This is a genomic window from Amycolatopsis sp. WAC 01416 (assembly GCF_003947485.1).
Lineage (GTDB): Bacteria > Actinomycetota > Actinomycetes > Mycobacteriales > Pseudonocardiaceae > Amycolatopsis.
In genome coordinates this window covers 437,523-451,318 of record NZ_QHHX01000006.1, presented here as the reverse complement: position 1 = coordinate 451,318, position 13,796 = coordinate 437,523, and the positions used below count along the sequence as shown (strand labels likewise).

The 13,796-nt window shown below is 70.0% G+C and carries 10 protein-coding genes; 3 read left to right on the top strand and 7 right to left on the bottom strand.

The features are described 5' to 3' along the window. Window positions 1–191 precede the first annotated feature (191 nt). Window positions 192–2,081 carry a phosphogluconate dehydratase gene (edd, locus tag DL990_RS22905; protein WP_125799845.1) on the top strand — a complete coding sequence of 630 codons (1,890 nt, stop codon included), beginning with the start codon at window positions 192–194 and terminating at the stop codon, window positions 2,079–2,081. After that, window positions 2,078–2,698: a bifunctional 4-hydroxy-2-oxoglutarate aldolase/2-dehydro-3-deoxy-phosphogluconate aldolase gene (eda, locus tag DL990_RS22900; protein WP_125785355.1), complete on the top strand. Its 621-nt coding sequence runs from the start codon at window positions 2,078–2,080 to the stop codon at window positions 2,696–2,698. The genes edd and eda overlap by 4 nt, the downstream gene beginning before the upstream one ends. A gap of 45 nt (window positions 2,699–2,743) precedes the next feature. On the opposite strand, the gene DL990_RS22895 is transcribed toward eda, so the two are convergent. The 7 genes from DL990_RS22895 to DL990_RS22865 form a co-directional block, all read right to left on the bottom strand. Beyond that, window positions 2,744–3,181 (bottom strand): GNAT family N-acetyltransferase, encoded by a 438-nt coding sequence (locus tag DL990_RS22895; protein ID WP_125785354.1) that lies wholly within the window; start codon window positions 3,179–3,181, stop codon window positions 2,744–2,746. A 155-nt stretch (window positions 3,182–3,336) separates the two neighbouring features. Further along, window positions 3,337–3,789: an iron chaperone gene (locus tag DL990_RS22890; RefSeq protein WP_125785353.1), complete on the bottom strand. Its 453-nt coding sequence runs from the start codon at window positions 3,787–3,789 to the stop codon at window positions 3,337–3,339. A 50-nt stretch (window positions 3,790–3,839) separates the two neighbouring features. After that, window positions 3,840–4,463: a glyoxalase gene (locus DL990_RS22885; protein ID WP_125785352.1), complete on the bottom strand. Its 624-nt coding sequence runs from the start codon at window positions 4,461–4,463 to the stop codon at window positions 3,840–3,842. Between the two features lie 355 nt (window positions 4,464–4,818). Beyond that, on the bottom strand, window positions 4,819–5,346 hold the full coding sequence (locus tag DL990_RS22880) for a regulatory protein RecX (RefSeq protein ID WP_125799946.1): 528 nt from the start codon (window positions 5,344–5,346) through the stop codon (window positions 4,819–4,821). A 119-nt stretch (window positions 5,347–5,465) separates the two neighbouring features. Further along, window positions 5,466–6,506: a recombinase RecA gene (recA, locus tag DL990_RS22875; protein WP_101606377.1), complete on the bottom strand. Its 1,041-nt coding sequence runs from the start codon at window positions 6,504–6,506 to the stop codon at window positions 5,466–5,468. Between the two features lie 206 nt (window positions 6,507–6,712). Further along, window positions 6,713–6,907, bottom strand: coding sequence for a DUF3046 domain-containing protein (locus tag DL990_RS22870; RefSeq protein WP_125785350.1), 195 nt, complete (start codon window positions 6,905–6,907; stop codon window positions 6,713–6,715). Window positions 6,908–7,072: 165 nt separating this feature from the next. Further along, window positions 7,073–8,977: an Hsp70 family protein gene (locus DL990_RS22865; RefSeq protein ID WP_125799844.1), complete on the bottom strand. Its 1,905-nt coding sequence runs from the start codon at window positions 8,975–8,977 to the stop codon at window positions 7,073–7,075. A gap of 172 nt (window positions 8,978–9,149) precedes the next feature. Between DL990_RS22865 and DL990_RS22860 the strand changes: the two genes are divergently transcribed. Further along, window positions 9,150–13,772, top strand: a complete 4,623-nt coding sequence (locus DL990_RS22860) for an ATP-dependent helicase (protein ID WP_199746564.1) — start codon at window positions 9,150–9,152, stop codon at window positions 13,770–13,772. The last annotated feature ends 24 nt before the right edge of the window (window positions 13,773–13,796 follow it).

Below are 13,796 nucleotides of genomic sequence, written 5' to 3'. Positions count from 1 at the left end.
CTGCCGCGCGTTGTGCAATGTGACAAGTAGCACAGTGGAACCTAGTGACGTGATGGAGGTCACGCGAGTCGATCTTCTGTATCGATTTTGATTCGAGCTTTCCCCCGAGGTACTGTGGCCACTGTCACGACCCAGCGGCGTCAGCGTTGCCGTCCCGCGGACCACCACGACCAGTGATCCGGAGCCGGACAATGAGCACCGCCCCGAACGTCCATCCCATCATCGCCGAAGTCACCGAACGCATCGCGGCCCGCAGCGCCGAAACCCGCGCCGCGTACCTCGAGCGTGTCGCCGCCTCCCACGAAGAAGGGCCGATGCGGCGCGGCCTCGACTGCAGCAACCTCGCCCACGGCTTCGCCGCGATGGAAGGCGTCGACAAAGCGGCCTTGCGCGCCGTGCGGGCCCCGGGCGTCGCGATCGTCTCGTCCTACAACGACATGCTTTCGGCGCACCAGCCGATGCAGGAGTACCCCGCGATGCTCAAGGGCTCGGTCCGTCAGGCGGGCGGGGTGGCGCAGTTCGCCGGCGGCGTGCCCGCGATGTGCGACGGCGTCACCCAGGGCCGTCCCGGGATGGAGCTGTCGCTGTTCAGCCGCGAGGTGATCGCGATGTCGACCGCGATCGCGCTCTCCCACGACATGTTCGACGCGGCGCTGCTGCTCGGCGTCTGCGACAAGATCGTGCCGGGCCTGCTGATCGGGGCGCTGTCCTTCGGGCACCTCCCGGCGATCCTGGTGCCCGCCGGGCCGATGAACTCCGGCCTGCCGAACAAGGAGAAGGCGCGCGTGCGCCAGCTCTACGCCGAGGGCAAGGCCACCCGCGAAGACCTTCTGGACGCCGAAGCGGCTTCGTACCACTCGGCGGGAACGTGCACCTTCTACGGCACGGCCAACTCGAACCAGATGGTCGTCGAGGTGATGGGCCTGCACCTGCCGGGCGCCAGCTTCGTCCAGCCGAACTCTCCGCTGCGGAAGGCGCTCACCGAAGAGGCCGGACGCCGCGTGGTGAAGCTTTCGCGGGGCGAGGAGTACACGCCTATCTCCGGTGTGATCGACGAGAAGGCCGTCGTCAACGGCGTCATCGCGCTGCTCGCCACGGGCGGTTCGACCAACCACACGATGCATCTCGTCGCGATCGCCGCGGCCGCGGGCATCCAGCTGACCTGGGACGACTTCTCCGACCTGTCGGCGGTGATCCCGCTCCTGGCGCGCGTGTATCCGAACGGCAGCGCCGACATCAACCACTTCCACGCCGCCGGGGGCATCCAGTTCCTGGTCGGCACGCTGCTCGACGCAGGGCTGCTGCACGAGGACGTCCGGACCGTCGCCGGACCGGGTCTGCACCGGTACCGGCAGGAGCCGATCCTCTCCGAGGGCGAACTGGTCTGGCGTGACGTCCCGGCGCGCAGCCTCGACGAGGACGTCCTGCGTCCCGTATGGCGGCCGTTCGCTTCCGACGGCGGGCTTCGCATGGTCGCGGGCAACCTCGGCCGCGCGGTGATCAAGGTGTCGGCGGTGGCGCCCGAGCACCGGATCGTCCAGGCCCCGGCTCGGGTGTTCACCGACCAGAAGTCCTTCAAGGACGCTTTCGAGGCCGGCGAGCTGAACCGCGACGTGGTCGTGGTCATCCGGCAGCAGGGCCCGCAGGCCAACGGGATGCCGGAACTGCACGGCCTCACCCCGGCGCTGGGGGTGCTGATGGACCGCGGGCACCAGGTGGCGTTGCTCACCGACGGCCGGATGTCGGGCGCGTCCGGGAAGATCCCGGCGGCGATCCAGGTGACCCCGGAAGCCGCCGCGGGCGGCCCGATCGCGCGGATCGCCGACGGCGACGTCATCCGTCTCGACGCCAAGGCCGGGACGCTCGACGTCTTCGTGGGTGACGAAGAACTCGCCCGCCGTGAACTGGTGGACTCCCCGCCTTCGGAGGCATCCTGGACCGGCACCGGCCGGGAGCTGTTCGCGGCGCTGCGCCGCGCGGTCGGCCCCGCCGATCAAGGCGCGAGCGTGTTCGGACCGCTCACGCCGGAACACTTCGGCGCTCCGGCGCACACGTTGACCCCTGTGGAGGTAACCCAGTGACCACCGGCGCCGACCTGCTCGGCCTGTCCCCCGTGATGCCCGTCGTCGTGCTCGACGACGCCGCCGACGCCGTGCCCACCGCCCGGGCCTTGCTCGCGGGCGGGATCGGCGTGATCGAGCTGACCCTGCGCACCCCGGCGGCGCTCGCCTCCATCGAGCGGATCGCCGCGGAGGTCCCGGAGATCGTCATCGGCGCCGGGACGGTCACCGCCCCCGAACACGCCAAGCAGGCGGCCGCCGCCGGCGCGAAGTTCCTGGTGACCCCGGGCTGCACCGACTCGGTCCTCGACGCGGCGTTCGACACCGGGCTCCCGTTCCTGCCGGGCGCGAGCACGGTTTCGGAGGCGATGCGGCTGGCCGAACGCGGGCTGACCGCGCTGAAGTTCTTCCCCGCCGAGGCCAGCGGCGGCGTGGCGTACCTGAAGTCGATCGGCGGGCCGCTGCCAGGGCTGCGGTTCTGCCCCACCGGCGGGATCACCGTGAAGACCGCGCCGGACTATCTCGCACTGTCCAATGTGGGCTGCATCGGCGGTTCGTGGCTGACCCCGAAGGACGCCTTGGCGGCCAAGGACTTCGGGAAGATCGAGGCTTTCGCGGCGGAGGCGTCGAAGCTCTGATCCGTGTCGTGAAGGCCACCTTCGCGAAGGTGGCCTTCACTGCTTTCAGAGCGGGAGCTGGTACTGGATGAACCCGCGGTTGACCGCGACCTGGTCGTACAGGCGACGCGCGGTGACGTTGGATTCCTTGGTGTGCCAGTAAACCCTGTCGCAATCGCGGTCGCGCGCCCAGTCCGCGACGGCCTCGATCAGCGCCCGCGCGACCCCCTTGCCCCGGGCTTCCGGCGCGGTGAACAGGTCTTGCAGGTAACAGACGCCGGTGAGCGCGGAAGTGCTGGGATGCACCAGGAAGTGCGTGATCCCGACGAGCTCGCCACCCACGCGGGCCCCGAGCGCGTGCATCCGCTCCCCCGTTCGGAATTCGCGCCAGGCGCGGTCGTAGACCTCTTGGGGCGCAACACGTTCGTAGAAGGCGATGTACGCGCGGAACAGGTTTTCCCAGGCTTCGCGGTCTTCGGGTTTCAGTGGAGCGATGGTGATCATGTGGTCCTCCCAGTGATCACCCGAGCGTAGGGTTTCGCCGCCATCTCGCGTGTGGCCAATCACGCGGTAAAACGAGCTGCCACTCGCGGTATGGGGTTGGCTTGGCGGGAAGGACGTTGCGAAAGTGGCTTTCGCAACAACTTCCCGCGGGCTATCTACCGGGTATCGCAGGCGATGGCTTGCTTCACCAGGGCGGCGATGCGCTTCTTCACCGCGGGGGTGGCGCCGGTCAGCGCGAAGGCCGTCGCCCACATCTCGCCGTCGTCCAGTTGCGCGGCCTCGTTGAAGCCGAGGGTCGCGTAGCGCGTCTTGAACTTGGCCGCTGCTTGGAAGAAGCAGACGATCTTGCCGTCCAGTGCGTAGGCGGGCTGGCCGTACCAGAGCTTCGGCGTGAGTGTCGGGGCGTTCGCCTTCACCACGGTGTAGACCAGTTCGGCGAGCACCCGGTCCTCATCGGGCATCTCGGCGATCTTCGCCAGCACGTCCTGCTCCGCCGCCGCCGCTTTGTCAGCGGCCGAACCGCGGCGCGCGGCCTTCTTCATGTCCTGGGCGTGTTCCTTCATCGCGGCCTTCTCTTCGGCCGTGAATCCTTCGTACCTGGTGGTCATGGTGGTTTCTCCTTGGTAGGCGGCGAGCGGGGGCATCCGGTAGTGGCACATCAGGACTGGTCGGCGAGAGCGGTGGTCTCCCAGGTGAACCCGTCCGGATCGGTGAGCGGGGCGGCACCGCAGATCGCGATGCGGTGCGAGCCGGCGCCTTCGGGCGACACGCCCGCGTCCTTGGCCAGCGCCTTGCGCCGGTACAGGGCCAGCTTCACGGGGCTCGAACCGGCCTCGAACTCGACGTACACGCGGCCGAAGCTCTTCCCCACGGTGAGGCCGTGCTCGACGTAGAACTTCTTGCTCGCGGCCACGTCGGCGACGCCCAGCAGCAACACGATGTCGTCGAACTCACGGGCGGCCGGCCCGGTGTTCTTCTTCGCCGAGGTGGCGATCTTCCAGATCGCGCCGTCCGGCGCCTGGACGACACCGCCGTAACCCCACAGCGATTTCGTGGCGGGCTTGATCACGGTCGCCCCGGCGGCGACGGCGGCGGCGATGAGCGCGTCGGCGTTGGCGGGCTGGGACACCGTGAGGGAAAGGGTGTAGCCGCGGAAGCCGGTGGACGGCTCCTCCGAAGCCCGCAGGCGCAGCTCGGAGCCGAGCCCGAAGGCGGTGGCGTAGAAGCGTTCGGCGGCCTCGGTGTCGGCCACTTCGAGGGTGATGGCGTCGATGAAGTTCATGCCGGTAACGCTATTTCCGAGCAGGCATCCAGCGCTTCTCGATTCCTGATCGGTCGCGACGACGCTGGTCAGAGCCTTGCTTCGGCTGATCGCGGGACCGCGGTCCGTGAAGGCACCTTCCCCAGTACATGAAGGACCCCTTCACTGCGCCAGGCGCAAGGAAGGGGTCCTTCATGTACCTCAAGCGGGACAAGAAAACTCCGGTACCAAGCCGGTCAAGTCTCGTGAGTGGCGATTCGGGTTCTAACCCGAATCGCCACTCACGACCACCGGAACGCGAAACACCGACCGGCGGGCAAGCGGGCCCGCACGGCCGGTGAGCGGCTCAGGTGAAAGTGACTCAGGTGAAAGTGACTCAGTCGAGGGCGGCGTCGTCCAGTAGCGCCGACTCGGCGCCGAACTCGCGGAGTTCGTCGCGGATCACGGTGTAGGCCAGCCCCTGGGGATAGCCCTTGCGGGCGAGGAAGCCCAGCAGGCGGCGGATCGCCGCCTGCTCGTCGACGTTGCCCAGGGAGCGCATGCGCTTCCGTACCAGCTCTCGGGCGCGCTGCTCCTCTGCCTCTCGGTCCACCTCGTCGGCGGCCTGGACGGCGATATCCCCATCGATTCCTTTGCGTTTGAGTTCGGCTACGAGGGCGTTCCGTGCCAGGCCCATGTTGGCATGACGGGAACGAACCCACATCTCGGCGAACTCGGCGTCGTTGATGAGCCCTGCCTGGTCCAGCTTACCGAGCAGGGTTTCCGTCGTCTCCTCGTCGAAGCCCTTGCGCTTGAGGGCCTGACGCAGTTCCTCCGCGGAGCGCGGGCGCGCGGCCAGGAGATCGAAGCAGATCTCCTTGGCCTTCTTCCTCCGCTCGTCCGGCGGTAGCTCCGCCGGATCCACTTTGGGCGGACGCATTCAGCTACCACTCCTCAGAAGTCCCACAACGAATCGGCATCCGAGCCCCGGAAGGCACGGAGGAGGGATCAGGGCGAGCGCACCTCGCCCAATCCCCTCGTTCCCTAGAAGTCGACCGGCGCGGGGGCGGCTTCGGCGTCGACAACGGCGCCGATGCCGAGCTTCTCCTTGATGCGCTTCTCGACCTCGTTGGCGATGTCCGGGTTCTCGAGCAGGAACTTGCGCGCGTTCTCCTTGCCCTGGCCCAGCTGGTCGCCCTCGTAGGTGTACCAGGCGCCGGACTTGCGCAGGATGCCCTGGTCGACACCCATGTCGATCAGTGAGCCCTCGCGGGAGATGCCCTTCCCGTACAGGATGTCGAACTCGGCCTGCTTGAAGGGCGGCGCGACCTTGTTCTTCACGACCTTGACGCGGGTGCGGTTGCCGACGGGCTCGCCGCCGTCCTTGAGCGTCTCGATCCGGCGGACGTCCAGACGGACCGACGCGTAGAACTTCAGCGCCTTACCACCGGTCGTGGTCTCCGGGGAGCCGAACATGACGCCGATCTTCTCGCGCAGCTGGTTGATGAAGATCGCGGTGGTGCCGGAGTTGCTCATCGCACCGGTCATCTTCCGCAGCGCCTGGCTCATCAGCCGGGCCTGGAGACCGACGTGGCTGTCCCCCATCTCGCCCTCGATCTCGGCGCGCGGCACGAGCGCGGCGACCGAGTCGATGACCAGGATGTCGAGCGCGCCGGAGCGGATCAGCATGTCCGCGATCTCGAGCGCCTGCTCACCGGTGTCCGGCTGGGAGACCAGCAGCGCGTCGGTGTCGACGCCGAGCTTCTGGGCGTAATCCGGGTCCAGCGCGTGCTCCGCGTCGATGAACGCGGCGATGCCGCCGTTCCGCTGCGCGTTGGCGACCGCGTGCAGCGCGACGGTGGTCTTACCGGAGGACTCCGGACCGTAGATCTCGATGACCCGGCCACGGGGCAGGCCACCGATCCCGAGCGCGACGTCGAGCGCGATGGCACCGGTGGGGATGACCTCGATCGGCACACGGCCCTCTTCACCGAGGCGCATGACCGAGCCCTTGCCGTACTGCTTGTCGATCTGGGCGAGGGCCAGTTCGAGCGCCTTGTCCTTGTCGGGTGCTGCTGGTGCCATGGAGTCCACCTCGTTGGTTGAGCCGGTAAGGCTTGTTTCAGTTCTGAGCTGTCGGGTCCGACGCTACGGGCGACCACCGACAATTCCAGGCCTCGCGCCCAAGCTGTGGATCGCTGACCCCGTTGTGGACAACACCATAGACGAACACGTGTTCGAGGCCGTTGCCGACACGCCGTCGCGCTAGAGTTCTTGTCCCTTTGCCGAGGTCAGCGCCGCTCCGGCGGGATCTCGAAGGCGTCGCAGACCGCCCGCCAGACGTCTTTGGCCGAGGTTCCCGCGTCGAGGGCCTGTTCGACGGTCTGCCCCCCGAGTTCACCGAAGACGTGATCCCTGGAGAGGGTTTCCGCACGTCCGGGACCGAATTCGTCGGCCATCAGCCGCCGGAAGACCGTGATACGCATCGGGTGAAGTCTAGCCCGCCTCGGGCACGAAACGCGTGAAGGCCCCCTCCCCTCGGCTGAGTTCCGCGAAGGCCTGGGCAAGGGTGCGCCCGATGTGGCATTGGAGGCGCTGAGCGTCCCCAATGCCACATCGGGCGCACCGAACGGAGCCAGAAGGGCGGGGGATCACTCGCCCGGCTGGACGCTCTTTTCGAAGTAGTCGGCCAGTTCGCCCGGCGTCGGGTTCTGTCCTTCGGCCGGGACCTGGTAGATGAAGCCGACCAGCGGCCGGTCGGTCACGGTGAACACCAGTACGGCGGCGTTCCGCCCGGCGGCCGAGGAGTACTGGCCTTCCAGGGCGTTGCCGACCCATTTGGCCTCGGTGCGGTCCCCACCGGCCGATTTGAGCAGTCCGTCGGTGTAGGCCTTGAGCTTGTCCGCGGAGTCGCTCTGCAGATAGGTCACCTGGGTCCCGGCGCGGCCGGGGGCGGAACAGGTCGACGTCACGCCGAGGTCTTCGGCCGGTTTCGCCGGCCCGTTGCCCATGCCGGGTTTGCAGTCGCCGGTGTCGGCGATCTTCCCGGCGAGCTGACGCAGGCAGCCGGTGAGGCCCTTGTCGTCGGCCGCGCCGGGCACCTTGCACTCGTCGGCGGTGTAGGTGGTCGCCGACGAGGACGTCAGGAAGTAGGTGAGCCCGGCGGCGATCAGCACGACGACGGCCGCGATGGCGCCGATGACGAGCGGCTTCTTCTTGCTCGCGGGCGCCTTGTCCCCGGCGGCCTGCCCGGCCAGCGAGTACGTCGGGAAGTTCGCCGGCGCGGGCTGCTGCACCTGCTGCGGGCCGCTGTTCGGGTAGCCCGACTGCGGGAAACCGCCGGATTGACCGGGGCCCCCTCCCGCGTAGCCGGGGATCGACGCGACCTGCTGCGGCGGCGGCGCGTACGGACCCGAAACGCCTGGGTGCGCGCCGGTTCCCGCCGCGACCTGTCCTTCGACGCCCTGCGTACGCGAGCTGATGCCGTCGGAAGCGACGTGCTGGGCGCCGAGCGCGACCGCGGTCTCCGGCTGGTCGAGGCTGCCGGGGACGACGCCGAGCTTCTCCGCGATCAGGCTGCCGACCAGCGGGAGACGGCTCGAACCGCCGACGAGGTAGATGCCGGCGAGCCGGTCCGGGGTCATCCCGGCGGAGCGGACCACGCGCGCCATCAGCTCGACACTGCGCAGCATCGACGGCCGCACCAGCGCTTCGAGTTCGCCTCGCGTGACGAGGACGTCCTCGAACGGCTCCGGCATCGGGACCTCGGTCTGCGGATGCCGCGAGAGGGCCTCCTTCGCCGCCTTCACGTCCTCCTGCAGCGCGCGTCGCGTACGCCGGTCCGGAGTGGACTCGGGCCGCAGGACCCGCTGCCAGCGCTGGGGATCCTTGTGCGAGACCTCACGTCCGACGTGCACCAGCAGCGCCTGGTCGACGTCGAGGCCGCCGAGGTCGGGAAGGCCGTCTTCGGCGACGACGGTGAAGCCGCCGTTCGGGGTCGCGCCGACGATCGCGACGTCGACGATGCGCTCGCCGAGGTCGTACACGGCGAGCGCCTGCCCCGGCGCGAGCGTCTTGCCGGGGAACGACGCGAAGTGCGCGGCCGCGGCGACGGGCTCGGGGACGAGCACCAGGTTGCCGCCCATCCCGGCGAGCCGGGCGGCGGACAGGAGCACGTTGCGGCGGGTCTGGCCCCACTGCGCGGGGTGGGTGAGCCGGACCTCGTCGGGCAGCTCGCCGCCGAGCTGGCGGGTGGTCTCGTCGAGGACGCGGCGCAGGATCGCGGCCAGCACTTCGGTGACCGGGATGACGTCGGTGCCGAGCAGGAGCGTCTGCTCGTCGATGCGGCGTTTGGGGTTGGGCTCGAAGCGCGTCGGGTCCAGCCGGGCCCGGCGTTCGGCGTCCCGGCCGACCATGATCGTGCCGTCCTCGGTGGCGAACACCGCGGACGGCATGTTGGCCGAACCGTCGACCTCGACCACCCGCGGCGGCCTCCCGTGCGCCGAAAGGACGGCCACGGTGTTGGACGTCCCGAGGTCCACCGACAGGATCCGCACAGCACTTACCCCTTCACAGACGAACGGCGACCGCCCCAGCACTGATCCGGTCGCGCTGGCCGTGATGCTCCCATGAGCGAGGTCACCGTACGTGCGGAACCCGCCGAACTCATCCCCGACCGGGTGCCGTGTCACAGGCCTCGGAGCGAAACTGTCGGTGGTCCGGCGCACTATGGAGGGCGTGGCAGACGTACTCGACCTCTTCTCCCCCGCGACCAGGGACTGGTTCACCGGGGCCTTCGCCGCGCCCACCCGGGCGCAGGAGGGGGCGTGGCGTGCCGCGCACGCGAAGGAACATGCGCTGGTCGTGGCGCCCACGGGCTCCGGCAAGACGCTCTCGGCGTTCCTCTGGGCGCTGGACAGGCTGTCGGTCGAGCCGCCGCCGTCCGAGCCGCGGAAACGCTGCCGCGTCCTCTACGTCTCGCCGCTGAAGGCGCTGGCGGTCGACGTCCAGCGCAACCTGCGGGCACCGCTGGCCGGCATCTCGCAGGCGTCGCGGCGGCTCGGGCTGCCGGTGCCGGACATCGGCGTCGGGATGCGGACGGGCGACACCACCGCCGCCGAGCGGCGCTCGTTCGGCAAGACCCCGCCGGACGTGCTGGTCACCACACCGGAGTCGCTGTTCCTCATCCTCACTTCCTCCGCGCGTGACTCGCTGCGCGGCGTGGAGACGGTGATCATCGACGAGGTGCACGCGGTCGCGGGCGGCAAACGCGGCGCACATCTGGCCTTGTCGCTGGAGCGGCTCGACGCTCTTCTCGAGAAGCCCGCCCAGCGGATCGGGTTGTCGGCGACGGTCCGGCCGATCGACGAGGTCGCCTCGTTCCTGGCGGGCGGCAGGCCGGTCACCATCGTCCAGCCGAAGCTCGCGAAGACGATCGAGGTCCGCGTCGAGGTCCCTGTCGAGGACATGTCCAATCTCGACGGTCCACAAGGGCCGAAGCAGAACGAAGACCTCGATGCGGGACTCGCCCGGCTCCCCGGCTCGCTCGAGGACATCGACGGCGCGCCGCGGCGGCCGTCGATCTGGCCCGCGGTGGAGGAGCGGGTCCTCGAACTGATCCAGGCACACCGGTCGACGATCGTGTTCGCCAACTCGCGGCGGCTCACCGAGCGGATGACCGCGCGGCTCAACGAACTCGTGGCGGAACAGTCCGAACTGGAGCCGGATCAGCGGTATCCGGCCGAGGCGATCGGCCAGTCCGGGCTCACCACCGGCGCGGCGCCGGTGATCGCGCGGGCGCACCACGGCTCGATGTCACGCGAGCAGCGCACCCACGTCGAAGAGGAGCTCAAGACCGGCCGTCTCGCCTGCGTCGTGGCGACGTCGTCCTTGGAGCTCGGCATCGACATGGGCGCGGTCGATCTCGTCGTGCAGATCGAGGCACCGCCGACGGTCGCTTCGGGGCTCCAGCGGGTGGGCCGGGCCGGGCACCAGGTCGGCGCGGTGTCGAGCGGCGTGATGTTCCCGAAGTTCCGGGGCGACCTCGTCTCCTGCGCGGTGGTCGCGGAACGGATGGCGTCCGGGTCGATCGAGGCGGTGCGGTATCCGCGGAACCCGCTGGACGTCCTCGCGCAGCAGATCGTGGCGATGGTGGCGCTCGAATCGTGGACCGTCGACGAACTCGCCGCCCTCGCCCGCCGCGCGGCGCCGTTCGCGTCCCTGCCGGACGACGCGTTGCTGGCCGTGCTCGACATGCTCGCCGGCCGGTACCCCAGCGAGGAGTTCGGGGAGCTGCGCGCCCGGATCACCTGGGACAGGGTCAGCGGCGAACTGCACGGCCGTCCGGGTTCGCAGCGGCTGGCGGTGACCTCCGGCGGCACGATCCCCGATCGCGGCCTGTTCACCGTGATGACGCCGGGCGGCGACGACAAACCCGGGTCGCGGGTGGGTGAGCTCGACGAGGAGATGGTCTACGAATCCCGCGTCGGGGACACGATCCTGCTCGGCACCTCTTCCTGGCGGGTCACCGACATCACCCACGACCGCGTGATCGTGGTGCCCGCGCCGGGTGAGCCGGCGCGGATGCCGTTCTGGAAGGGCGACGCCCCGGGCCGCCCACTGGAACTGGGGCGGGCGCTGGGCGCGTTCGTCCGCGAACTGTCCACTTCGGAACCTTCGGTGGCCAGGGAACGCGCCGCAGTCGCCGGGCTGGACGAGTACGCGTGCGACAACCTGCTGGCCTATCTGGAAGAACAGAAGTCCGCCACGCGCCATGTGCCGAACGACAAGACCGTGCTGCTGGAACGCTTCCGCGACGAACTCGGTGACTGGCGGGTCATCCTGCACTCACCGTTCGGCGCTCAGGTCAACGCGCCGTGGGCGCTCGCGATCGCGGCCCGGCTGCGCGAGAACCGCGGGGTCGACGCCCAGGTGGCGCATTCCGACGACGGCATCGTGCTGCGGCTGCCGGAAGCCTTGGACTCCGAAGGCTCGGAAATCACCATCGGCGTCGAAGACGTGCTGCTCGATCCGGAGGAGGTCGAGCAGCTGATCGTCGCCGAGGTCGGCGGCTCGGCGTTGTTCGCCGCCCGGTTCCGGGAATGCGCGGCGCGGTCGCTGCTGCTCCCCCGCCGGGATCCGCGCCGCCGCACGCCGCTGTGGCAGCAGCGGCAGCGCGCGTCGCAACTGCTTTCGGTCGCGGCCAAGTACGAGCGGTTCCCCGTCGTGCTGGAGGCGATGCGGGAAGTCCTGCAGGACGTGTACGACGTCGGCGGGCTGCGCGAACTGATGACCGACGTCCGGTCGCGGAAGGTCAAGCTGGTCGAGGTCGAGACCCCGTCGGCGTCCCCGTTCGCGCGCAGCCTGCTCTTCGGCTACGTCGGGATGTTCCTGTACGAGACCGACGCCCCGCTCGCGGAACGGCGCGCGGCGGCGCTGGCGCTGGATTCGACACTCCTGGCCGAGCTGCTCGGCACCGAGGCGATCCGGGAGCTGCTGGACGCCGAGGTCGTCGCCGAAGTCGAGCGTTCGCTGCAACGCCTCGAGCCCGACAGGCATGCCCGCAATGCCGAGGAAGCCGCGGATCTGTTGCGGTTCCTCGGGGATCTCTCGATCGAGGAGGCCGCCGCGCGCGGTATCCAGCGGGAGTGGCTGGAGGAACTGGAGGCCGCGCGGCGAGTGCTCCGGGTCCGCATCGGCGGCGGCGAACGTTTCATCGCCATCGAGGACGCGGGCCGGGTGCGGGACGCGCTGGGTACCGCGCTGCCGGTCGGCGTGCCGGAGGCGTTCACCGAACCGGTCGACGATCCCGTCGGCGACCTGCTGTCGCGCTATTCGCGCAGCCGCGGCCCGTTCAGCGCCCGTCAGGCCGCCGAGCGGTTCGGGCTCGGGACGGCCGTCGTCACCGGAGTCTTGGACAGGCTGACCGCGCAAGGCAGGCTGGTCCGGGGCGAGCTGAGCCCGGTCGGGCATCCGGAGACCCACGGCGTCGGAATGGAATTCTGCGACGCGTCGGTGCTGCGCAGGCTCAGGCGGGCGTCGCTGGCCCGGCTGCGGGCCGAGGTCGAGCCGGTCGAACCGGCGGCGCTGGGCCGGTTCCTGCCGTCGTGGCACGGCATCGGCGCGCGCGTACGGTCGGCGCCGACGGCGGACGACGTGCTGTCCGTGGTCGAGCAGCTGGCCGGCGCCCCGCTCCCGGCGAGCGCCGTCGAATCGCTGATCCTGCCGAGCAGGCTGCCCGGCTACACCCCCTCGCTGCTGGACGAACTCACCACGGCGGGCGAGGTCACCTGGTGTGGCTGCGGTTCCCTGTCCGGCGGGGACGGCTGGCTGGCGCTCGCCCCCACCGACGTCGCCGATCTGCTGCTGCCCGACCTCGACGACGATCTGCCCTCCGGGCCGCTACACCAGGCCATTCTGTCCACTTTGGAGGGTGGGGCGCAGTTCTTCCGCCAGCTCGTGGACCGGGCGTCGCCGTTGGTCGAAACCCCGCCCAACGACGGTGAAGTCGTCGCCGCGCTGTGGGATCTCGTCTGGGCCGGGCTGGTCACCGGGGACACGCTGGGCCCGTTGCGGGCGCAGGTCTCCGGTTCCGGCGCGGCGCACAAGCCACGGCGGCAAGCTCCTCGTGGCCGGTACGCGCGGCTTCGTGCCGGGCGGCCGGCGATGCCTTCGCGCACCGGTCCGCCGACGGTCGCGGGGCGCTGGGCGCTGACTCCGGACCGCGCGCCGGATCCGACGAGGCGTGCGCTCGCGCGGACGGAGGCGTTCCTGGAACGGCACGGCGTCCTCACCAGGGGCGCGCTCGACACCGAGCGCGTGACGGGCGGGTTTTCCGGGATCTACAAGGTTTTGCGCGGCATGGAGGATTCGGGCCAGGTCGTCCGTGGTTACGTGGTCGAAGGGCTCGGCGCGGCGCAGTTCGCGGCGAAGGGCGCGGTCGACAGGCTGCGCGCGCAGTCCGGGAACCAGCGCACCACCACGGAAGGCGCCGTCGTACTCGCCGCCGCCGACCCGGCCCAGCCCTACGGCGCCGCGTTGCCGTGGCCTGCCGCGACGGGCGACCCGAAGCACCGTCCGGCAAGGAAGGCGGGCGCGCTGGCGGTGCTCGTGGACGGCGTCCCGGCGATGTACGTCGAACGCGGCGGCCGGTCGCTGCTGAGTTTCACCGAGGATCAGGAGACGTTGCGGTCGGCCGCGCGGGCGTTGTCCACGGCGGTGCGGGAGGGCTGGCTGGGTCAGCTCGCGGTGCAGAAGGCCGACGGCGAAGTGGCACTCACCTCGGAGCTTTCCAGCGTCCTCCAGGAGGCGGGATTCCGGGCGACTCCCAAGGGACTGCGCCTGCGGGCCTAGAATCACGGCTCAGACCTGCGGAGA

Coding starts and splice junctions, on each gene's coding strand:
- edd (WP_125799845.1), top strand. CDS start 192: ATGAGCACCGCCCCGAACGTCCATCCCATCATCGCCGAAGTCACCGAA.
- DL990_RS22895 (WP_125785354.1), bottom strand. CDS start 3,181: ATGATCACCATCGCTCCACTGAAACCCGAAGACCGCGAAGCCTGGGAA.
- DL990_RS22890 (WP_125785353.1), bottom strand. CDS start 3,789: ATGACCACCAGGTACGAAGGATTCACGGCCGAAGAGAAGGCCGCGATG.
- DL990_RS22885 (WP_125785352.1), bottom strand. CDS start 4,463: ATGAACTTCATCGACGCCATCACCCTCGAAGTGGCCGACACCGAGGCC.
- recA (WP_101606377.1), bottom strand. CDS start 6,506: ATGGCACCAGCAGCACCCGACAAGGACAAGGCGCTCGAACTGGCCCTC.
- DL990_RS22870 (WP_125785350.1), bottom strand. CDS start 6,907: ATGCGTATCACGGTCTTCCGGCGGCTGATGGCCGACGAATTCGGTCCC.
- DL990_RS22860 (WP_199746564.1), top strand. CDS start 9,150: ATGGAGGGCGTGGCAGACGTACTCGACCTCTTCTCCCCCGCGACCAGG.